At 66.1% G+C, this 20,229-nt stretch carries 17 protein-coding genes; 9 read left to right on the top strand and 8 right to left on the bottom strand.

Annotated features, from left to right (window positions below; genetic code table 11):
* Nucleotides 1-6: 6 nt before the first annotated feature.
* From ubiE to ABE960_RS13465, 7 genes are all read right to left on the bottom strand, one after another.
* Nucleotides 7-762 (bottom strand): bifunctional demethylmenaquinone methyltransferase/2-methoxy-6-polyprenyl-1,4-benzoquinol methylase UbiE, encoded by a 756-nt coding sequence (gene ubiE / locus ABE960_RS13495; protein ID WP_349762816.1) that lies wholly within the window; start codon nt 760-762, stop codon nt 7-9.
* 258 nt (nt 763-1,020) lie between these two features.
* On the bottom strand, nt 1,021-1,404 hold the full coding sequence (locus tag ABE960_RS13490; protein ID WP_349762815.1) for a gamma-butyrobetaine hydroxylase family protein: 384 nt from the start codon (nt 1,402-1,404) through the stop codon (nt 1,021-1,023).
* Between the two features lie 186 nt (nt 1,405-1,590).
* Complete coding sequence (gene hslU / locus ABE960_RS13485) at nt 1,591-2,913, bottom strand: ATP-dependent protease ATPase subunit HslU (RefSeq protein WP_349762814.1); 1,323 nt, start codon at nt 2,911-2,913, stop codon at nt 1,591-1,593.
* A 2-nt stretch (nt 2,914-2,915) separates the two neighbouring features.
* Nucleotides 2,916-3,434: an ATP-dependent protease subunit HslV gene (gene hslV, locus ABE960_RS13480; protein ID WP_349762813.1), complete on the bottom strand. Its 519-nt coding sequence runs from the start codon at nt 3,432-3,434 to the stop codon at nt 2,916-2,918.
* A 142-nt stretch (nt 3,435-3,576) separates the two neighbouring features.
* Entirely contained in the window at nt 3,577-4,305 is a 729-nt protein-coding gene (locus ABE960_RS13475; protein ID WP_349762812.1) for an SPOR domain-containing protein, read from the bottom strand.
* Nucleotides 4,306-4,308: 3 nt separating this feature from the next.
* Nucleotides 4,309-5,994, bottom strand: coding sequence for an arginine--tRNA ligase (gene argS / locus ABE960_RS13470; protein WP_349762811.1), 1,686 nt, complete (start codon nt 5,992-5,994; stop codon nt 4,309-4,311).
* A 101-nt stretch (nt 5,995-6,095) separates the two neighbouring features.
* Entirely contained in the window at nt 6,096-8,339 is a 2,244-nt protein-coding gene (locus tag ABE960_RS13465) for a primosomal protein N' (protein ID WP_349762810.1), read from the bottom strand.
* A 147-nt stretch (nt 8,340-8,486) separates the two neighbouring features.
* Between ABE960_RS13465 and rpmE the strand changes: the two genes are divergently transcribed.
* Together rpmE and ABE960_RS13455 are read left to right on the top strand one after the other, a co-directional pair.
* Nucleotides 8,487-8,699: a 50S ribosomal protein L31 gene (rpmE, locus tag ABE960_RS13460; RefSeq protein ID WP_349762809.1), complete on the top strand. Its 213-nt coding sequence runs from the start codon at nt 8,487-8,489 to the stop codon at nt 8,697-8,699.
* Nucleotides 8,700-8,964: 265 nt separating this feature from the next.
* Nucleotides 8,965-10,236, top strand: coding sequence for a malic enzyme-like NAD(P)-binding protein (locus tag ABE960_RS13455; protein WP_349762808.1), 1,272 nt, complete (start codon nt 8,965-8,967; stop codon nt 10,234-10,236).
* A 156-nt stretch (nt 10,237-10,392) separates the two neighbouring features.
* Here ABE960_RS13455 and ABE960_RS13450 read toward each other — a convergent pair whose 3' ends face one another.
* Nucleotides 10,393-12,921 carry a penicillin-binding protein 1A gene (locus ABE960_RS13450; RefSeq protein WP_349762807.1) on the bottom strand — a complete coding sequence of 843 codons (2,529 nt, stop codon included), beginning with the start codon at nt 12,919-12,921 and terminating at the stop codon, nt 10,393-10,395.
* 278 nt (nt 12,922-13,199) lie between these two features.
* Between ABE960_RS13450 and pilM the strand changes: the two genes are divergently transcribed.
* Genes pilM through aroB form a run of 7 tightly spaced genes read left to right on the top strand, consistent with a single transcriptional unit; the run spans nt 13,200 to nt 19,769 of the window.
* Nucleotides 13,200-14,267 carry a type IV pilus assembly protein PilM gene (pilM, locus tag ABE960_RS13445; protein WP_349762806.1) on the top strand — a complete coding sequence of 356 codons (1,068 nt, stop codon included), beginning with the start codon at nt 13,200-13,202 and terminating at the stop codon, nt 14,265-14,267.
* The gene (locus ABE960_RS13440) at nt 14,264-14,845 is read left to right on the top strand and encodes a PilN domain-containing protein (protein ID WP_349762805.1); all 582 of its coding nucleotides are present in this window, start codon (nt 14,264-14,266) and stop codon (nt 14,843-14,845) included. The genes pilM and ABE960_RS13440 overlap by 4 nt, the downstream gene beginning before the upstream one ends.
* On the top strand, nt 14,842-15,468 hold the full coding sequence (locus ABE960_RS13435) for a type IV pilus inner membrane component PilO (protein ID WP_349762804.1): 627 nt from the start codon (nt 14,842-14,844) through the stop codon (nt 15,466-15,468). The genes ABE960_RS13440 and ABE960_RS13435 overlap by 4 nt, the downstream gene beginning before the upstream one ends.
* Nucleotides 15,465-15,998 (top strand): pilus assembly protein PilP, encoded by a 534-nt coding sequence (locus ABE960_RS13430; RefSeq protein ID WP_349762803.1) that lies wholly within the window; start codon nt 15,465-15,467, stop codon nt 15,996-15,998. The genes ABE960_RS13435 and ABE960_RS13430 overlap by 4 nt, the downstream gene beginning before the upstream one ends.
* A gap of 60 nt (nt 15,999-16,058) precedes the next feature.
* On the top strand, nt 16,059-18,116 hold the full coding sequence (locus ABE960_RS13425) for a type IV pilus secretin PilQ (RefSeq protein WP_349762802.1): 2,058 nt from the start codon (nt 16,059-16,061) through the stop codon (nt 18,114-18,116).
* Entirely contained in the window at nt 18,116-18,658 is a 543-nt protein-coding gene (aroK, locus tag ABE960_RS13420; RefSeq protein WP_349762801.1) for a shikimate kinase AroK, read from the top strand. The genes ABE960_RS13425 and aroK overlap by 1 nt, the downstream gene beginning before the upstream one ends.
* A gap of 4 nt (nt 18,659-18,662) precedes the next feature.
* Nucleotides 18,663-19,769, top strand: coding sequence for a 3-dehydroquinate synthase (gene aroB / locus ABE960_RS13415; protein ID WP_349762800.1), 1,107 nt, complete (start codon nt 18,663-18,665; stop codon nt 19,767-19,769).
* Nucleotides 19,770-20,229: the final 460 nt, after the last annotated feature.

Raw genomic sequence — 20,229 nt, 5'->3', positions numbered from 1 at the left:
ATGCCCTCACAGCTTGATGCCGCGGTGCAGGGCGACGATGCCCCCGGTGAGGTTGGTGTACTCGACCCGCTCGAGCCCGGCGGCCTCCATCATGGACTTGAGGGTCTCCTGGTCGGGGTGCATGCGGATCGATTCGGCCAGGTAGCGGTAGCTGTCGGCGTCGTTGGCCACCAGTTCGCCGATCTTCGGCAACAGGCGGAAGGAGTACTCATCGTAGGCCCTGGAGAACAGGGGGTTGCCCGGCTTGGAGAACTCCAGCACCAGCAGTCTCCCCCCCGGTTTGAGTACCCGCGCCATGGAGCGCAGGGCGGCATCCTTGTCGGTGACGTTGCGCAGGCCGAAGGCGATGGTGATGCAGTCGAAGCTGTTGTCGGGGAAAGGCAGGCATTCCGCGTTGGCCTGCACGTACTCGACGTTGCCGCCGACGCCGTTGTCGAGCAGCTTGTCGCGACCGACCCGCAGCATGGATTCGTTGATGTCGGCCAGCACCACCCGGCCCCGGGGGCCCACCATGCGCGAGAACTTCAACGTCAGGTCGCCGGTACCGCCGGCGATGTCGAGCACGCTGTGGCCGGGCCGCACGCCGGAGCGCTCGATGGCCAGGCGTTTCCACAGGCGATGGATCCCCATCGACATCAGGTCGTTCATGATGTCGTAGCGGGCCGCCACCGAGTCGAAGACATGAGCCACGCGGGAAGCCTTCTCCTCGACCGGGACGTCCTGATAGCCGAAGTGGGTGGTGTGCTTGTCACTGGCGCTCATGCCGTGGGGCTCCCGAATCGCTGCGGTGGGGGCGGGCCTTGCGGCCTCGCCGATGGGCGCTATTGTAGCCCTCCCCGATGTCGATTGTCTTGACGGGGAGCGTCACATGGCTCGATCCACGAGGGCGCCGGGGACGGACAGGAGAGGGGGTCCTATGCCAGGGATGGCATCGGTAGCGCCCAGGAAGGGGTTCACAGCGCCCCCTCGATGGTCAGGCCCGGCGCATGTCGCCGGAAGAGTCGACGAAGACGCTCGGTGTCAGAGCTGCTTGATTTCGATGCCCAGCGGCTCCCGCGAGGCGCCTGCCTCCTCGAGTCGGCGCAGGTAGTCGGCCCAGTTGGCCTCGCGGCGTCGGATCAGGTCGTGGAGGTAGTCCCAGCTGTAGAGGCCGCTGTCATGGCCATCGTCGAAATGCAGCTTGAGGGCGTACCGGCCGGTCTGGGTGATGTTCTTCAGGCCCACGTCCTTCTTCCCCACCTGCAGGGTGGCGGAATCGGGGCCATGGCCGCGGACCTCTGCGGAGGGCGAGAAGACGCGCAGGTACTCCACCGAGAGCCGGTAGGACTCCCCTTCGGCGTAGGTGAGCTCGAGTTCGCGCTCCTTGCGGTGGTAGTGCACCTTGGTGGGAATCGGGACTGTCATGATGGTGCTCCGCTCAGGCGTTTGAGATGAGGGGCTTTCCCGGTGACGGGCCTTGGCGGCGGCGCTGTGAACCCTTCCCTGGGCGCTGCATTTGCCATACCTGGCAAATGACCTCCGCGACGACCTGTCGTCGGCGCCGCGCAACCTGTTGCCCTTTCAGCACAAGGCGACGGGTTGAGACTAGGGTTAGAGGATATACCGAGACAGGTCCTCGTCCATCGCCAGTTCGCCGAGTTGTGAGTCCACGTAGGCGGCGTCGATGGTCAGCGGGCTGCCGAAGTCGCCGCCCAGGTAGGAAGCCTCCTCCAGCAGTCGCTCCATCACGGTGTGCAGGCGGCGAGCGCCGATGTTCTCCGTCCCCTCGTTGACCTTCCAGGCGATCTCGGCGATGCGCGCGATGCCGTCCTCGGTGAAGTCGACCTCGAGCCCTTCGGTGGCCAGCAAGGCCTGGTACTGCTTGGTCAGGGCCGCGGAGGGCTCGGTAAGGATGCGCTTGAAGTCGTCCGGCGTCAGGGCGTTGAGCTCTACGCGGATCGGAAGGCGGCCCTGCAACTCGGGAATCAGGTCCGAGGGACGCGACAGGTGGAAGGCCCCCGAGGCGATGAACAGGATGTGGTCGGTCTTGACCATGCCGTACTTGGTGGAGACCGTGGAGCCCTCGATCAGCGGCAACAGGTCGCGTTGCACGCCCTCGCGGGAGACCTCGCCGCCGCTGGACTGGCCGCTGCCCTTGCAGACCTTGTCGATCTCGTCGAGGAAGACGATGCCGTTCTGTTCCACCGCCTCGACGGCTCGGCTCTTGATGTCGTCCTCGTTGACCAGCTTGCCTGCTTCCTCGTCGCGCAGCAGGCCGAAGGCGTCCTTCACCGAGACCCGGCGTGTCTCGCTCTTCTGCTTGCCCATTCCGGCGAAGAGGTTCTGCAGCTGGCTGGTCATCTCCTCCATGCCGGGCGGGGTCGTGATGTCGACGCCGGGACCCTGGGGGGTGACCTCGATGTCGATCTCCTTGTCGTCGAGCTGGCCCTCGCGCAGCTTCTTGCGGAAGATCTGGCGGGTCGAGCTGTCCTGGCGCGGTTCGTCCTCCTGGCCGCGAGGGGGCGGCAGCAGGGCGTCGAGGATGCGCTCCTCGGCGGCGTCCTCGGCACGGTGGCCCACCTCGGCCTTGGCCTGCTCGCGCACCAGCTTGATGGCGGCCTCGGTCAGGTCGCGGATGATCGACTCCACGTCGCGGCCCACGTAGCCCACCTCGGTGAACTTGGTGGCCTCCACCTTGATGAAGGGGGCGCCGGCCAGCTTGGCCAGGCGTCGGGCGATCTCGGTCTTGCCCACGCCGGTGGGGCCGATCATCAGGATATTCTTGGGCGTCACTTCATGGCGCAGCTCGCCGTCGAGCTGCATGCGGCGCCAGCGGTTGCGCAGGGCCACGGCCACGGCGCGCTTGGCGTCCTGCTGGCCGACGATGTACTGGTCCAGCGCATGGACGATCTCGCGGGGGGTCATCCGGGTCATGGTCAGAGCTCTTCCAGGGTGACGTTGTGATTGGTGAACACGCAGATGTCGCCGGCAATGGCCAGGGACTTCTCGGTGATCTCGCGGGCGGAGAGGTCGGTATTCTCCAGCAGGGCGCGAGCGGCGGACAGGGCATAGTTCCCGCCGGAGCCGATGGCGATGATGCCCCGTTCGGGCTCCACCACGTCGCCGTTGCCGGTGATGATCAGCGAAGCGTCCTTGTTGGCCACGGCGAGCAGGGCCTCGAGGCGGCGCAGGGCACGGTCGGTGCGCCAGTCCTTGGCCAGCTCCACGGCGGCTTTGACCAGGTTGCCCTGGTACTTCTCGAGCTGGGCCTCGAAGCGCTCGAAGAGCGTGAAGGCGTCGGCGGTGCCGCCGGCGAAGCCGGCCAGCACCTGGCCGTGGTAGAGGCGACGCACCTTGCTGGCGTTGCCCTTCATCACGGTATTGCCCAGCGAGACCTGGCCGTCACCGGCCAACGCCACCTGGTCGCCGCGTCGCACGGAAACGATCGTGGTCATGGAGGGGACTCCTTGCGGAAGGGGAAGACTCCCGATGACTGGCGGCGCCTCGGGAAGGCCCGGGCGCCGGGGTGAACTCAGGGGAGAAGTGCGGGCACCTGGCGCGGAATTCAACCTTGGTCGCGCCCCCGGGAGTGGCGGGTCAGTTCTGCAGCTGGATGAGCAGCGGCTCGATGCCCTGGGTAATCATCAGGTCCTGGGCGCGGTTGAGCTCGCGCCGGTCACTGTAGGGGCCGACCTGGACACGGTGCCAGGTATCGCCGCCGCCGGCCTTGACCTCGCTGATCTTGGCGAGCAGGCCGAAGTCCCGCAGTCGGCCCGCGAGCCGGCTGGCATCGCCGGCCTCGCGGAAGGAAGCGGCCTGCAGCATGAAACGGGTATCGGCCGCCGTCGGCTCCGGTGGCGGGGCTTGCTGAGCCTCGTCCTGTGCCTCGCTGTCGGCATCCAGGTGGGCGGCGATCAACTGGGCGACGGGGTCGTCGTCGACGGTCGGGTCGGCCTGCTGGGGGCGTTCCGGCGGCGTCGCCGTGGAGATCGGCACCTTGCCCCCCGGGGCGATCACCTCGGATTCCGGCAGGAGAGTGTAGAACTCGAAGGTCGGCATCGGCGGCGCCTCGGGCTCATCGTCCGGGTTGTCTTCTCGAGTCGGCTGGCCACTCTCCGGCTTGGTCAGCACAGTGGCCAGCGGAGAGTCACTCCCCTCCTGCCAGGGGGCAATGCCCTGCTGATGCTGGGCCAGCAGGAAGCCGGCCACCAGGCCGGCCAGCCCCCACAGCCACCCCGGGAGGCCCTGGCGCTGGGACGGTGCGGAACGGCGGCGCGGGCTGCTGGTGGCGCCGCGCTTCTTCGCTGGCTGCTTGCGGGTGGCCATGGCTTACATCTCCTCGGGCGCGCCGACACCCATCAGGTCCAGCCCGTTGCGAAGGACCTGGCGCGTGGCCAGGCCCAGAGCCAGGCGGGCGTTGCGCAGCTCGTCGTCGTCGACCATCACTTTCACCGCGTTGTAGCAGGTGTGGAAATCGGCGGCGAGGTCGAGCAGGTACTGGGCGATCTGCTGCGGCTCGTGGGCGGCGGCGGCATGCTGGACCACTTCGGGGTAGCGGGCCAGGCGATTGAGCAGCGCCTTCTCCTGGTCGCTGTCGAGCAGGGCGAGCTGCTCCATGGCCCGGGCATGGTCGAAGGCCCGGTCGTCGGCTTCGGCGCGGCGCTGCATGCTGCAGACTCGGGCGTGGGCATACTGAACGTAGTAGACCGGGTTGTCGTTGGACTGGGAACGGGCCAGGTCGATATCGAAGGTTAGCTGCGAATCGGCGCGCCGGGCGGCCAGGAAGAAGCGCGTGGCGTCGCGGCCCACCTCGTCGATCAGGTCGCGCACGGTGACGTAGCTGCCGGCGCGCTTGGAGAGTTTCACCTCGACCCCGGAGCGGGTGACCATCACCATCTGGTGCAGCACATAGTCGGGCCAGCCCTCTGGAATGCCGGCCTCGAGGGCCTGAAGGCCGGCGCGCACCCGAGTCACGGTGGAGTGGTGGTCGGCTCCCTGCTCGTTGATCACCGTCTCGAAGCCGCGCTCCCACTTGTCGAGGTGGTAGGCAACGTCGGGCAGGAAGTAGGTGAAGTTGCCGTCGCTCTTGCGCATCACCCGGTCCTTGTCGTCACCGAAGTCGGTGGTGCGTAGCCACAGGGCGCCGTCCTGTTCGAAGGTATGGCCCTTCTCGATCAGCCGCCGGACCGTGGCCTCGACCTTGCCCTGCTCGTAGAGCGAGGATTCCAGGAAATAGACATCGAACTCGACGCCGAAGGCCTTGAGGTCCAGATCCTGCTCGCGGCGCAGGTAGGCCACGGCGAAGTCTCGGATGGCCTCGAGGTCGTCCGGGTCGCCGGCGCCGGTGACGTGGCGGTCGTCGGCATGCACGGTCTCGCCGGCCAGGTAGGCATTCGCCACATCGATGATGTAGCCGCCGCGATAGCCGTCCTCGGGCCAGCCGGCGTCGCCCGGATCGATGCCCTGCACCCGGGCCTGGACAGAGCCCGCCAGGTTGGTGATCTGGGCCCCGGCGTCGTTGTAGTAGAACTCGCGGGTCACCTCATGTCCGGTAGCCTCCAGCAGCCGGCAGATGGAGTCGCCGATCGCCGCCCCGCGACCATGGCCGACGTGCAGCGGCCCGGTAGGGTTGGCGGAGACGAACTCCACCTGTACCCGTCGACCCTGGCCGGTCAGGTTGCGGCCGAAGGCATCGCCGGCCTCGAGCACATGGCGCACCACCTGGGCGGCGGCGTCGGTGGCGGCGAAGAAGTTGACGAAGCCTGGGCCTGCGATTTCCACCTTCTGCACGGCGTCGCTCTTCGGAAGCGCTGCGACCAGCGCCTCGGCCAGCTCACGAGGCTTTCTGCCGGCCGGCTTCGCCAGCATCAGAGCTAGGTTGGTGGCGTAGTCGCCATGAACCTTGTCGCGGGTCGGGTCGACCTTGATGGCGGGCGCGATGTCGGCGGGCAGGACGCCTTGCTGGCGAAGGTTGTCCAGAGCGCCCTCGAGCAGCGCGATGATGGTCTCTTTCATGGAAGTGTCCGGTGTCCTGTGGCGTGGGCGGTGCGGGGCGACCGCCGGGCGAGTCTGGGGCGTCATTATCGGCAATCGGCGCCGGGCTTTAAAGGTGTGGCTCAGGCGAGGGTCTGCGGGTCGATGTCCAGCGACCACCTCACCCGTCGAGCCTCAGGGCGGCCCTCGAGCCAGGCGATCAGCCAGGCCCCGGCCTCATGGAGCCGGCTGCGGCGGTCGGCGGCGAGCATCAACTGCAGGTGGTAGCGGTTCTGGCGACGCTCCATGGGAGCCGGGACCGGCCCGAGGCAGTCGACGTCGAGGCTGCGCTCGCCGATCCAGCCTCGCAGGGCCTCGGCTGCCAGGCTGCCCAGGCCGGTCACCGCCTCCTCGCGGGGTGCCTCCAGGCGAAGCAGGGCCAGGAAGCGGAAGGGGGGCAGCCGGGCGGCGCGACGCTCCTCCAGCAACTGCGCGGCCAGGGCATCATAGCCGCTATCGGCCAGCAGGCGCAGATGCGGGTCGTCGGTGTGCATCGTCTGTACCAGCACCCGGCCGGGGTAGGCGGCACGGCCGGCGCGGCCCGCCACCTGCTCGAGCAGCTGGGCGCTGTGCTCCAGCGCCCGGAAATCGCTGGCATAGAGACCGGCATCGGCGTTGATCACCACCACCAGGGTGACATGGGGCAGGTGGTGGCCCTTGGCCAGCATCTGGGTGCCCACCAGCAGGCAGGGCTCGCCGCGGCGGACCTCGGCCAGCACCTGCTCCAGGGCGTCGCGTCGTCGGGTGCTGTCGCGGTCGATTCGGTGGACGGGCGTCTCGGGGAAGAGGGTCGTCAGGGTCTCCTCGGTGCGCTCGGTACCGCTGCCCAGCGGGCGCAGGTCGATGCTCTGGCACTCCGGGCAGGCATCGGGTAGGGCGCGGCGGCGGTCGCAATGGTGGCATGCCAGCAACGGTGGGTGGCGGTGCAGGGTCATACGCGCATCGCAGTGGTCGCACTCGGCCAGCCAGCCGCAGGCGTGGCAGGCGAGAGTGGGGGCGAAGCCACGGCGGTTGATGAAGACCAGCACCTGGTGGCCGGCGGCGAGGGTCTCGCGGATCGTCTCGGTCACCGGCGGAATCAGTCCGCCCTGGCGGTGGCGGCCGCGCAGGTCGACGAGCTCAAGGCGTGCCGGGGCATGGCGGCTGGCGCGGCGGGTCAGGCGCAAGTGGCTGTAGTCATCATGCAGTGCCCGCTGCAGGGTCTCCAGCGACGGTGTGGCACTGCCCAGCAGCAGCGGGATGCGGTGATGGTGGGCGCGGGCCACCGCGAGGTCGCGGGCGTGGTAGCGAAGTCCATCCTGCTGCTTGAAGGAGCCGTCATGCTCCTCGTCGACGATGATCACCCCCGGGCGGGCGAGGGGCGTGAAGATCGCCGAGCGGGTGCCGATGATGATGGGTGCCCGGCCGCTGGCGGCCGCCTCCCAGGCGTCGAGGCGCTCGTGGTCGGTGAGCCCTGAGTGAAGCGCCACCACCGGCACCCGGAAGCGGCTGCGGAAGCGGGCCAGGGTCTGGGGCGTCAGGCCGATCTCGGGGACCAGCACCAGGGCCTGGCGGTGGCGACCGATGACGGCCTCGATGAGTTGCAGGTAGACCTCGGTCTTGCCACTTCCGGTGACCCCGTGCAGCAGGCAGGGGTGGAAGCCGTCCAGCCGCTGATGCAGTGTACCGAGCGCTGTGGCCTGCTCGCGATTGAGGGGCAGGGCGGGCTCGGCCAGGAGCCGGTCGCCATCGCTTGGTGCAGTGGCGGAGAGCGGTTCCTCATGGCGAACGATCAGGCCCTTGTCGACCAGCGCGCGCAACTGCTCACGGGTGAACGACTGGGCGAGGATCGCCTGGCTGACCAGGCCGTGGGGGTGCTGGCGCAGCATGGCCAGCAGCTCGGCCTGGCGGGGGGCCCGGCCGAGGCCAGGAGGTACGTCCTGCTGGCCGGCCTCGGTCACGCACCAGCGCTCGCGGGTGCGTGCCTCCAGGGCGCGGCCCTGGCGCAGCAGCACCGGCATGGCCTGGTGCAGAGTGTCGCCGAGGGCGTGCTGGTAGTAGCGAGCGGTGAAGCGGCACAGCCAGAGCCAGTCTGCCGGCAGTGGCGCATCGTCGAGGCAGGCGTCCACCGGCTTGAGGCCCGAGAGCGGCAGCTCGCTGGTTTCCCGGCACTCCACCACCACGCCGACGACCTGGCGGCGGCCGAAGGGCACCTGCACGCGCAGCCCCGGCTGCCAGCCGCCAGGGGGCACTTCGCGGCAGGGGCGGTAGTCGAACAGTCGGCGCAGCGGCGAGGGTACGGCGACGCCGAGTACGCGTGGTACGGGCTGGTGAGGAGAATCGGGCAATTGGCCTCCGGCGTCGGCTCTGCTAGAATGTTCCGCCGCTGCGGACACCCTGAGTGCGTGGCGGCAACCGGTTCGCATGTACAGACAACCCGTATGCGGTACCTGGCAGAAGATCAGGTGGCGGCATACAGCTTCGTGAGGCTCAAGATGAAACAAGGTATCCACCCGGATTACAAGACGGTCAACGTGACCTGTTCCTGCGGCGCCAACTTCGAGGTCGGCACCACCTCTGGCCATGACTTCTCCCTGGACGTCTGCTCCCAGTGCCACCCCTTCTACACCGGCAAGCAGAAGCAGGCGACCACCGGTGGTCGCGTCGAACGCTTCAACAAGCGCTTCGGTGCCGCCATCAAGCGTTGAGCCGATCGGCCCAACGCATCGTCGAGAAGCCCGCCCACCGAGGCGGGTTTCTTCATGGCTGACTCTCGATGGCGGCTCTTTACGCCCGCCGCCCCGTCAAGGATTGGCGAGACGTCATGGCTGGGGAATTCCGTCATGGGTTTCGGCAAATGGATGCCAACGTCTTCAAAAGAGCGTGTAACGGTGCGGATGTTGGGCAAGTTGAGCGCCTCGGCCTTGTTGTATACACTACTCTGCCCATGATCGGTAACCGGACACTCTCAGCATGACGGACGCGAAGAAGCAGGCGGCACTGGACTACCACGCGAAACCTTTCCCTGGAAAACTGTCGGTTGAGCTCACCAAACCGACCGCCAGCGCTCGGGACCTGTCCCTGGCCTATAGCCCTGGCGTGGCGGAACCGGTTCGCGAGATTGCCAATGACCCGGAAAATGCCTACCTCTATACCGGCAAGGGAAACCTGGTGGCGGTGATTTCCGACGGCAGTGCCATCCTTGGCCTCGGCAACCTCGGCCCCCTGGCGAGCAAGCCGGTGATGGAGGGCAAGGGAGTGCTGTTCAAGTGTTTCGCCGGCATCAACTCGGTGGATATCGAGGTCAATGCCGAGAGTCCGCAGGCCTTCATTGACACCGTGGCGCGCATCGCCGACACCTGGGGTGGCATTAACCTCGAGGACATCAAGGCGCCCGAGTGCTTCGAGATCGAGCAGGCGCTGGTCGAGCAGTGCAGCATCCCGGTGTTCCATGACGACCAGCACGGCACGGCCATCGTCACGGCCGCGGGTATGCTCAATGCCCTGGATATCGCCGGCAAGTCCTTGGACAGCGCCCGTATCGTCTGCCTGGGCGCCGGTGCGGCTGCCATTGCCTGCATGAAACTGCTGGTGTCCTGTGGCGCGCATCCCGAGAACATCGTGATGCTCGACCGCAAGGGGGTGATCCACAGCGGTCGCGAGGACCTGAATCAGTACAAGGCGATGTTCGCCGTGGAGACCGACAAGCGTACCCTGGCGGATGCCATCGAGGGAGCCGACGTGTTCGTCGGGCTCTCGGGTCCCGGGCTGATGAGTGCCGATCATATTCGCAGCATGGCCCCCAACCCCGTGGTCTTCGCCTGCACCAACCCGGACCCCGAGATCCATCCCGACCTGGCTCGTGAGACCCGCCCGGATGTGATCATGGCGACCGGCCGTTCCGATTTTCCCAACCAGGTCAACAACGTGCTGGGCTTTCCCTTCATCTTCCGTGGGGCGCTGGATGTGCGTGCCACCCGCATCAACGAGGAAATGAAGATTGCCGCCGTCCATGCGCTGAAGGACCTGGCCCGCGAGCCGGTTCCCCCAGAGGTGCTGGAGGCCTACGAGATGGATGAGATGACCTTCGGGCCGAATTACATCATTCCCACCCCGGTGGACGTTCGTCTGCTGGACCGGGTCACGGCGGCCGTGGCACAGGCAGCGGTGGATTCCGGGGTGGCGCGCAAGCCCTATCCCTCCCACTACCCCCTGAAGTCCGTGGATGACGTCTACGGCAGCTGAGCCTTCGACGACTTTTGCCTTACATGACGACGCCGGCCCTGGGGCCGGCGTCTTTGTCTTTGTCTTTGTCTTTGGAGCGGTGAAGGGCGGCCTCGGGTGAGGCCTGCCCGCTGTTCTGTTGTTTAGAGGCGGCGGCGGTGCTGTGAGCGGTGTGGGCTAGAAGATGGCCTCGTAGGCGCCGGTACCCTGGGAGCCGCTCTCGCGCTCGACTTCCTGCTCGACCCGGCGGGGCTGGAAGCCGGGCAGGTGTTCCGCCATGAACAGCTCCTCGATGCCGCCGCCCTGGTCGTCGCGCAGTCGGCGACCGGTGTCGGGGTCGACCCTTTCGGTGACCACCCGCTCCGGCCGGTCGGGCCACCGCTCAGGCTGCCCGGCCAGGGCCTGGCCCATGAAATCCATCCAGATCGGCAAGGCGGCCTGTGAGCCGTACTCGGCAGTGCTCTCGTTGTTGTCCTTTCCCACCCAGGTGGTGGTCACCAGGTCGGTGTTGAAGCCGGCAAACCAGGCATCTCGCTGGTCATTCGTGGTGCCGGTCTTGCCCACGATGTCGCTGCGTTCGAGTGCCAGGGCGCGGCGAGCGGTGCCTTGTTCGACGACGTCGCGCAGCATGTCGCGGAGGATATAGACGGCCGCGGGGTCGGCTACCCTGGGCGCAACCTCGTAGGTCTCGCCGTCGATCTCGACCGTCTCCTGGCCATCGCGGCAGTCGCGGCAAGCGACGCGCGGAGCGGCCTCGTCGACGGCGGAGGTGTCGTCGCCACGGGTCACGCGGTCGATGAACCAGGGGGATACCTTGAAGCCGCCATTGGCCAGTACCGCGTAGGCGTTGGTCATCTCCAGCGGGGTCAGGCTGGCGCTCCCCAGCGCCAGGGAGAGTCCCCGCGGCAGCTGGTCGGGATCGAAGCCGAAACCTTCGAGGAAGTCGATGGTGCGCTCCAGCCCCAGGGACTGAAGCACGCGGATGGTGATGAGATTGCGCGATCTCGCCAGGCCAACCCTTAGCCGGGTCGGACCGAGGAAGTCACCGCTGGAGTTGGCGGGGCGCCATAGCTCATTGCTGCCGTCCTGCATCACTACCGGGGCATCGTTGACCACGCTCGCCGGGTTCATCTCGCCACTCTCGATCGCCGCCAGATAGATGAAGGGCTTGAAGATCGAGCCGGCCTGCCGGCGCGCCTGGGTGGCACGATTGAACTTGCTGGCATCGAAGTCGAAGCCGCCCTGCAAGGCCAGGATGGCCCCGGTGTCGGGGGCCATCACCACCAGCGATCCCTCGGCATCGGGGCGCTGGGAGAGACGCCAGCTGCCATCCTCACGCTGCAGGATGCGCACAAGGTCTCCTCGGCTGGCAATCTCGCCCGCCGAACCGGGAGCGGCACCTCGACTCTCTGCACTTCGATAGGGGCGGGCCCACTCCAGGCCTGCCCAGTCGAGGGTGTGTAACTCCCCGCCGCGAGCCAGTACCTGCATCTCACGCCCGTCGCCCTCCACCACGATGCCAGGCTGAAGCGGGCCATACACCGGGGTGCGTTCCAGTACCTGCAGCCAGTTGCTGACGTCGCCATCGATGCCCTCGATCTCGGCCTGGCTGCGCTCGGCGGCGCGGCGTGCGGTCTGCATGATCTCCGGCGACTCGGCGAGTTCCTCTTCGAGTCCCTCTCGGTCGGTTCGCTCCTGGGCTTCTGCAAGGCTGCGCGGTAGGTCGGTCTGCTCCGGGCCGCGCCAGCCATGGCGAGTGTCGTACTCGATCAGCCCGCCGGCCAGGGCCCTGCCGGCCAGCGGCTGAAGCTCGCTGTCCAGGGTGGTGTGGATGCGATAACCGCCGGTATAGGCCCGGTCGCCATAGCGGTCGAGGGCGAACTGTCGTGCCATCTCCGACACGTAGTCGGCTTCCACCTCGACCTGGGCCACGTGGCGACGGGCGGTGACCGGCGCCTGCACGGCATTCTCGTAGTCGGCCTCGTCGATGAAGCCGAGTTCCCGCATGCGGAACAGGATCCAGTTGCGACGGATCAGGGCCCGTTCGGCATTGGCCAGCGGGTTGAACGCAGAGGGCGCCTTGGGCAGGCCGGCAATCATCGCCTTCTCGGCCAGGGTCAGCTCGGCCATCGGTCGGTCATAGTAGACCTCCGAGGCCGCGGCGATGCCGTAGGCACGGTTGCCGAGGTAGATCTTGTTGACGTAGAGCTCGAGGATCTCCTCCTTGGATAGGATCTGCTCCATCTGCAGGGCCAGCAGGATCTCGCGGATCTTGCGGGTGAATGTCTGGTCCAGCGTAAGCAGGTAGTTGCGCGCCACCTGCATGGTGATCGTCGAGCCCCCGGACTGGATGTCGCCGCCGCTGGCCAGCAGTTGCACCGCGGCCCGCGCCAGCCCCTTCGGATCAACGCCGGCATGGTCGAAGTAGGCGGCGTCCTCGGCGGCCAGCAGGGCCTCGATGAGCTCCTCGGGGATCTCTGCATACTCCACCGGGGTGCGGCGTTCCTCGCCGAATTCTCCGATCAACTTGCCGTCGCGGGTGAAGATGCGCAGCGGGGTCTGCAGCTCGAAGTCCTGGAGCTGGCGCACATCAGGCAGGCCGGGGGCGAAATAGAGCGCGGCACCCACCACGCCCAGTACCCCGGCGGTGGATAGCGAGATCAGCAGCCAGAGGAAAGAAATAACCAGGGTTTTGAGTAACTTCATGAAAACGCGATATCCATGCCGGGAACAGGAGCGGGGGACGGAAACGGAGTGGTGGCGATGAAATCGCCTTCCCTCGCGGCGGCCATTATAGGAACCTGAAGAGGTGGTCACCAGCGTTGACTTGTGGAGACACACTCATACATGTGAAATTAGGATATATCATGTAACCTTCGATTACGGACCCGGGTATGATGAGGCTGATGTGCTCCCCCCCGGTTTGCAGTGAATAATCATAATACGCGGTACGCCGCATGGATCAGGCAGGGGCATGACTCAAGATGCGACTTAGAGCATCCGGCAAGGGACTGGTCGGTGTCGATATCACGTCGGCAACCGTCAAGGTCATCGAACTGATACGCGCTGGTGGTCACTACCAGGTTGAAAGCTACGCCGTGCGGCCATTGCGCGAAGGTGCCGTGGTGGAACGACGAATCCGCGACATGCCCGCCGTGGTGGACGCCCTCAAGCGCGCCGTGGATCATGCGCGACCGGCGTCTCGCAATGCCGTCGTGGCCGTACCCGCCAGTGCCGCCATCACCAAGACCCTCAGTCTGCCCGCCTCGCTCGACGATCTTGAGATCGAGGCGCGCATTCAACTGGATTCCGACAGGCATATCCCGTTTCCGTTCAACGAGGTGGCCTTGGACTTCCAGCGGCTCGGCATCAATTCGCGCTTCGGCGACCAGCAGGACGTGCTGCTGGTGGCCTGCCGTATCCAGGATGTCAGCCAACTGACCGAGGCCGTGATGCAGGCGGGTCTCACTCCGTCGGCCGTGGATGTCGAGACCTTCGCCATGGAGCGGGCCTTTCAGGAGCTTCGGCATCAACTGGCGGCAGATAGTGAAGAGAGCGAGCCGGACTGCGTGGCCCTGGTCGATATCGGCGCTACCATGAACGCCTTCCATGTGCTGCGTGAGGGGCGAGTCATCTATAGCCGCGATACCGTGTTCGGCGGCCGCCAGTTGACCGACGAGATCCGAAACCGCTACGGGCTGACCCTCGAGGAGGCGGGCCTGGCCAAGAAGCGTGGCGGCCTGCCCGATGACTACCAGCGCAGCGTGCTCGACCCCTTCCGCGACACCCTGGTCCAGCAGGTGGGGCGCTCGCTACAGCTCTACTATACCTCCGGGCGAAAGCAGGAAGTGCATCGGATGATCCTGGCGGGCGGAACCAGCGTGTTGCCGGGTCTGGCCGAACGCCTGGCAGAGGAGAGCGGCATGGAGGTGGTGATCGCCAACCCCTTCCGGCGCATGACGGTGAATTCCCGCATCGATGTTCCGACCCTGGCCGGTGATGCTCCGGCCATGCTCACGGCTTGCGGCCTGGCGATGAGGGCAGGCAAATGATGACCATCGAGATCAACCTGCTCCCCTGGCGGGAAGAAGAGCGTGCCCGTCGCACCAAGCGGTTCGCCCTGGCCATGGCGCTGAGCGCAGTGATAGGTCTGGGTGCCGGTTATGGAAGCATCTTGTACCTCGATCAGCGTCTGGCCGATCAGCAGCAGCGTCATCAACTGATCACGGCCAGGATGACCGAGCTGGATCGCGATATTCGCGCGGTTAGCCAGTACGAGGAACAGGCCGCCTCCCTGAAGCGCCAGATCGAGGTCTTCGAGCGGCTTCAGGTAGGTCGACCGCAGACGGTGCATGTCTTCAATGCTCTGGTGGATAGCCTGGAGGAGGGTGTCTACTACTCCAAGCTCGATCGCCAGGGCGACCAGCTGAGGCTTTCCGGCCTGGCCGAGGATAATCGTCGGGTCTCGGATCAGCTGCGCCAGTTGGAAGCATCGTCGGTCTTCGACGTGCCGGTGCTCTCCCAGGTGGAATCCGCTGCCAACGAGTTGCGCAGTTTCAACCTCAGCGTCAACCAGCATATGCCCGTCGGAGAAAATGCCGATGGAATAGAAGGCACGGAGGCGCCATGAATCTGTCCACGGAATTTCGTCGGCTGCGCGACCTGGAATGGGGCGAGCTGGACGTCAAGGAATCCGGTACCTGGCCCTTCCTGTTGCAGTTGATCTGCTGCCTGCTGGTGGTGGGCCTGACCGTCGCCGGCATGTACTGGTATCTGGCCGCGCCCAAGGTCGATGAGCTCAAGCAGGCGCAGCAAGAGGAGCAGCGACTGTTGCGCGACTATCGAAGCAAGTCGGCCAAGGCCGCCAACCTTCCGGCGCTGCGCGAGCAGGTCGAGGAGCTGGACGAGCGCCTCGCGGGCTTGGTGGCCATGCTCCCCGGCGGCCCGGAGATACCGTCGCTGATCGATGACATCAGCGAGGCGGCGATCGATAACCAGCTGTCCATCGACTTCATTCGCCTGCGCAGTCCGGCCAACAGCGAGTTCTACGTCGAGCGACCCTTCGATATCCGGGTGCAGGGTGACTATCACCGTATCGCCGCCTTCATTGCCAGTGTCGCGGATCTGCCTCGCATCGTCACCCAACACGATTTCAGCCTGTCGCCCGCCGGTAACCGGCTGCAGCTGTCGATGCTGGCCAAGACCTACAGCTATCGGCCGCCCCAGGAGACTGCCAAGGAGGGAGCGCCATGAACCGCTGGCTGACCAGAGGCCCTCTTCTGGCACTGCTGTTCGCGCTGGGCGCCTGTAGCGATGCGAACCTCTCCGGGCTTGAGCAGGAGTTGGTTTCGATGCGGACGGACCCCGGCGAGGTGACCCTGGAGCCGGTGCCTCCCATGCCGACCTATGCCTCGGTGGACTACTATTTCGCCGATGAGCGCAGCCCCTTCCAGGCGCGCTTGCCCGAACCCGAAGACAGGCCTGGTGGAGGGGGAGTAAACACCGACCTGGCACCCGACGAGACGCGTCCCCGCGAACCCCTCGAGGCCTATGATCTCAGCCAGCTCGAGTTGGTGGGCACCCTCACGGTGGGCGGCGAGCCCTCGGCCCTGATCAAGGCGCCGGAGGGTAAGGTTCATCGCCTGCGTACGGGCAACCACATGGGCTCCGATTTCGGGCGCATCATCGGCATCACCGACGCCTCGGTGCAGCTGGTGGAGATCGTGCCCACGGGGCGGGGCGGCTGGATCGAACGCAGCACCCAGCTTGCGCTCAACAATTAGACAACATGATGCCATGCCGCCAGGCAGGAGGCGGCAGAGGCCCGCAGGGGGAAGGGAACAATGCAACCGATGATTCGTGGTCTCGCAATCTTGTCGCTGCTGGCGGTCTCCACGGCCGCCATGGCGGCCTCCACCCTTACCGACCTGTCGTTCCGGCAGGGCGCTGATGGGGCGTTGGAGGTGGAGCTCGACTTCAGCGGGCCGGTGCCTGAGGTTCGCGGCTATCGCCTCGACGAACCGGCTCGGCTGACCATCGACCTGATGGATACCGCCAGCTCGCTAGAGCGCCGGCGTGAGGAGCTCGGTATGGGGGGGGTCGAACGGGTCACGGCCCTGGAAGCCGGGTCGCGCACGCGGCTGGTATTCGAACTGGAAGGCCCCTTGCCCTACGATACTCGCCAGCAGGGTGATCGCCTGATGCTCTCCATCGGTGGCGGGGCTGGCCAGCCGGCGATGGCGAGTGCCTCGCCGGTGGCCGCCTCGACTACCACCTCCATATCGCAAGCGACGCCGGTTTCGACTCAGGCATTCAGCCAGCCGAGCATCCAGGACATCGACTTTCGCCGTGGAAGCGACGGGGCCGGCCGCCTGGTCGTGACCTTCGACCGCACCGGCGTGGATGCCCGAGTGCGCGAGAGCGGCAAGCGCATCGTCGCCGAGCTGCGCGGGGTCGAACTGCCGGCCTCCCTGGATCAGGTCTACGACGTCAGCGACTTCGGCACACCGTTACGGCGCATCACCCCCCGCGTCGGACGTGACGGTGTGACCCTGGAGATCCAGGCCGATGGCAGGTACGCCATGCTCTCCACACAGAGCGGCCGCCAGCTGACCATCGAGGCCCAACCGGTCACCCAGGCGCAGCAGGAGGAGCGCGTCCGCGAGCAGTTCCCCTATACCGGCGATCGCATTACCCTGAACTTCCAGGACATCGAGGTGCGCTCGGTGCTGGCCATCATCGCCGATTTCACCGGCCTCAACCTGGTGGCCAGCGACAGCGTCACCGGCCGCGTCACCCTCAACCTGCAGGATGTGCCCTGGGACCAGGCTCTGGACCTGGTGCTCAAGAGCCATGGCCTGGCCAGTCGCCAGCAGGGCAACGTCATCGTGGTGGCCCCGGCCGCGGAGCTGGCCAACCTGGAGCGCCAGGAGCTGGAATCCCGCGAGCAGCTCGAGACCCTGGCCCCGCTGGAGACCGAGTACATCCAGGTGAAGTATGCCAAGGCCAGCGATCTGGCCAGTCTGCTGCGAAGCGGCACAGGCTTCGGCCTGCTTACCGATCGCGGTCGGGTCGCCGTCGATCCGCGCACCAATACCCTTTTGTTGCAGGACACCGCCGAGCAGATCGATTCTATCCTGGCCACCCTGGATCGACTGGACGTGGCCGTTCGCCAGGTTCAGATCGAGGCGCGCATCGTCATCGCCAGCGACAATGCCACCCGAAGGCTGGGTGTCAACTGGGGGGCGTCATCTCCCGATCGCATCGTCGACGGCCGGTTCGACGTCGCCGGTGCGGCGGCCGGCAGTGTGGCCAATGGCGGCCTGGCTGTGGACATGGGGAGCGGTTTTAATCCCACCGCCTTCAGCTTCGGCTATCTCTCTGGCGATATCCTGCTCGACCTGGAGCTGCGTGCCCTGGAGACTGAGGGATTGACTCAGACCATCTCCCAGCCCCGGGTGATCACCGCCAACCAGAGCACTGCGACCATCAAGCAGGGCACCGAGATTGCCTACCAGGAGGCGACTTCCAGCGGGGCCACCGACACCCAGTTCAAGGAAGCCGTGCTGGCACTCGAAGTGACGCCGCAGATCACCCCGGACAACCGCATCATCATGGACCTGGTGATCAACAACGATTCGGTGGGCGAGACCATCAGCGGGGTGCCTTCCATCGACACCAATGAGATCAAGACCCAGGTGCTGGTGGGCAACGGCGAGACCGTGGTGCTGGGCGGCATCCTCACCACCGAGGAGGCCCGCGAACTATCCAAAACGCCCTTCCTTGGGGACCTGCCGGTGCTGGGCCACCTCTTCCGCTATACCGAGACCACCAATGATAAGGTAGAGTTGCTGGTATTCATCACGCCCCGAATACTGGATGACAACCTGGCCATTCGCTGATGCAGGCACTACCCAACCTGATACTGATCGGCCCCATGGGGGCAGGAAAGAGCACCATCGGCCGCCTTCTGGCGGCCGAACTGTCACGCGAGTTCTTCGACAGCGACCACGAGATCCAGGCCCGCTGTGGCGCCGACATCCCGTGGATCTTCGACGTCGAGGGAGAGGCGGGCTTCCGCGACCGCGAGACCCAGATGATTCGTGAGTTGACCCGCCACGAGGACGTGGTCATTGCTACCGGTGGCGGGGCAGTGCTGCGGGAGGAGAACCGGCGGGTACTGCGCGAGAGCGGAACCGTCATCTACCTGCTCACCACCGTGGAGCAGCAGTTGCGCCGTACCGCCAAGGACCGCAACCGGCCCCTGCTGCAGCGGCCCGACCGGGAGGCCGTGCTGCGTGACATGTTCGCGTTGCGCGACCCCCTCTACCGTGCCACCGCCGATGTGGTGGTGCGCACCGACCGGCGCGGCCCGCGTGCCGTGGTCAACGAGATCGTGCGACGCGTGACGCGCCTGGTCGACCCCCTGCAATGCAAGGCCTGAATCCATGACCGATGTCCTTCATTCCCCGTCCATCCTGGAGGTGGCGCTGGGCGATCGCAGCTATCCCATCCATATCGGCCCCGGGCTGCTGGGTGACCCCCAATGGCTCGCGCCGCACCTGGCAGGACGCCAGGTCATGGTGGTCACCAACGAGACGGTGGCACCGCTCTACCTGGATCGCCTGACACGGGGGCTGGCCGATGACCTTGAGGTGCGAACGCTGGTGCTGCCCGACGGCGAGGCTACCAAGACGCTGGCCAGCGTGGAGCGTATCTGGGATGCCCTGCTCGCGGCAGGTTTCAATCGGCACTGCACCCTGATTGCCCTCGGGGGCGGGGTGACCGGGGACATGGTCGGCTTCGCCGCCGCCTGCTATCAGCGCGGGGTGGCCTTCGTGCAGGTGCCGACCACGCTGCTCGCCCAGGTCGATTCCTCGGTGGGCGGCAAGACCGGAGTGAACCATCCACGGGGCAAGAACATGATCGGCGCCTTCTGGCAGCCCCGGGCGGTGCTGATCGATACCGACACCCTGGCGACGTTGCCGCCGCGGGAGCTCTCCGCGGGGCTTGCCGAGGTGGTCAAGTACGGTCTGATCCGTGACGCCGATTTCCTGGCCTGGCTCGAAGCCGAGATGCCAGCCTTGCGGGGCCTCGACGTCGCCGCCCTGACCAGAGCCATCGAGCGCAGCTGCTTGCTCAAGGCCGAGATCGTCGCCGAGGACGAGACCGAGCAGGGGGTTCGGGCGCTGCTCAACCTGGGGCATACCTTCGGGCATGCCATCGAGGCCCATCAGGGGTATGGCCAGTGGTTGCATGGCGAGGCAGTCGGCGCCGGCATGCTGATGGCCGCGGAGCTCTCGTGCCGGCTGGGCTGGCTCACGGAGGGTGATGTGGCTCGTGCCCGGGCGATTGTCGAGGCCGCCGGCCTGCCGCTGGCGGCCCCGGCCGAGATGGGTGTGGACGACTTTCTTGCCATCATGCGGCTGGACAAGAAGAACCTCGACAGCCGTCTGCGACTGATCCTGTTGCGCGCGCTGGGGGATGCCTGCATCCATGACGAGACGCCACCCGAGACCCTGGCTGCACTGATCGAGGCCTTTCCTCGTCGATGATCCCCGCGGTTGCCACCCGATGTTCCGACGCCCGCCTTTCGCGGGCGTCGTCGTGAGAGGAGGGCAAGTGAGAGGAGGGCAAGGAGGAGGGCGAGATGGCGTCCTGTCCTTCGCTGAGCGTATGGATCTGTATGCCTTATGCTGCATCGGCATGGGAAGGGTGGGTGTTCGTGGACCAAAGTCTAATGATCGATCCTGTGCGCCGACGGATGCTCCAGGCTTTTTGCAAGCTATTGAGTTTGCGGGGGTTTTTCCTTGTTTGTCGATGCAAGTATCGGATTTTCCGGTAATTTTCAGTCTCGCCTCGGGGTGGGAATATTGCGCGAAGGTGTGCCTCTGGCTATGCTGGTCGGCCTTTTGCCGAGCAGTCTTTCGCCCTTCCTCAGTGGGGTATGAAAAAATGAAAAACCGGCATTTATACCATGAGACGACTGCGAATACAATTTATTAATCCGAGGCA

The organism is Halomonas aquatica, from assembly GCF_040196335.1.
In the GTDB taxonomy this organism is placed as follows: Bacteria; Pseudomonadota; Gammaproteobacteria; order Pseudomonadales; family Halomonadaceae; genus Halomonas; species Halomonas aquatica.
The sequence above is the reverse complement of the archived record's forward strand: the minus strand, read 5'-3'. Positions and strand labels throughout refer to the sequence as shown.

Excerpts from the sequence above, each read along its gene's own strand:
- ubiE (WP_349762816.1), bottom strand. The coding sequence starts at position 762 with ATGAGCGCCAGTGACAAGCACACCACCCACTTCGGCTATCAGGACGTC.
- ABE960_RS13490 (WP_349762815.1), bottom strand. The coding sequence starts at position 1,404 with ATGACAGTCCCGATTCCCACCAAGGTGCACTACCACCGCAAGGAGCGC.
- hslU (WP_349762814.1), bottom strand. The coding sequence starts at position 2,913 with ATGACCCGGATGACCCCCCGCGAGATCGTCCATGCGCTGGACCAGTAC.
- hslV (WP_349762813.1), bottom strand. The coding sequence starts at position 3,434 with ATGACCACGATCGTTTCCGTGCGACGCGGCGACCAGGTGGCGTTGGCC.
- ABE960_RS13475 (WP_349762812.1), bottom strand. The coding sequence starts at position 4,305 with ATGGCCACCCGCAAGCAGCCAGCGAAGAAGCGCGGCGCCACCAGCAGC.
- argS (WP_349762811.1), bottom strand. The coding sequence starts at position 5,994 with ATGAAAGAGACCATCATCGCGCTGCTCGAGGGCGCTCTGGACAACCTT.
- rpmE (WP_349762809.1), top strand. The coding sequence starts at position 8,487 with ATGAAACAAGGTATCCACCCGGATTACAAGACGGTCAACGTGACCTGT.
- ABE960_RS13455 (WP_349762808.1), top strand. The coding sequence starts at position 8,965 with ATGACGGACGCGAAGAAGCAGGCGGCACTGGACTACCACGCGAAACCT.
- ABE960_RS13450 (WP_349762807.1), bottom strand. The coding sequence starts at position 12,921 with ATGAAGTTACTCAAAACCCTGGTTATTTCTTTCCTCTGGCTGCTGATC.
- pilM (WP_349762806.1), top strand. The coding sequence starts at position 13,200 with ATGCGACTTAGAGCATCCGGCAAGGGACTGGTCGGTGTCGATATCACG.
- ABE960_RS13440 (WP_349762805.1), top strand. The coding sequence starts at position 14,264 with ATGATGACCATCGAGATCAACCTGCTCCCCTGGCGGGAAGAAGAGCGT.
- ABE960_RS13435 (WP_349762804.1), top strand. The coding sequence starts at position 14,842 with ATGAATCTGTCCACGGAATTTCGTCGGCTGCGCGACCTGGAATGGGGC.
- ABE960_RS13430 (WP_349762803.1), top strand. The coding sequence starts at position 15,465 with ATGAACCGCTGGCTGACCAGAGGCCCTCTTCTGGCACTGCTGTTCGCG.
- ABE960_RS13425 (WP_349762802.1), top strand. The coding sequence starts at position 16,059 with ATGCAACCGATGATTCGTGGTCTCGCAATCTTGTCGCTGCTGGCGGTC.
- aroK (WP_349762801.1), top strand. The coding sequence starts at position 18,116 with ATGCAGGCACTACCCAACCTGATACTGATCGGCCCCATGGGGGCAGGA.
- aroB (WP_349762800.1), top strand. The coding sequence starts at position 18,663 with ATGACCGATGTCCTTCATTCCCCGTCCATCCTGGAGGTGGCGCTGGGC.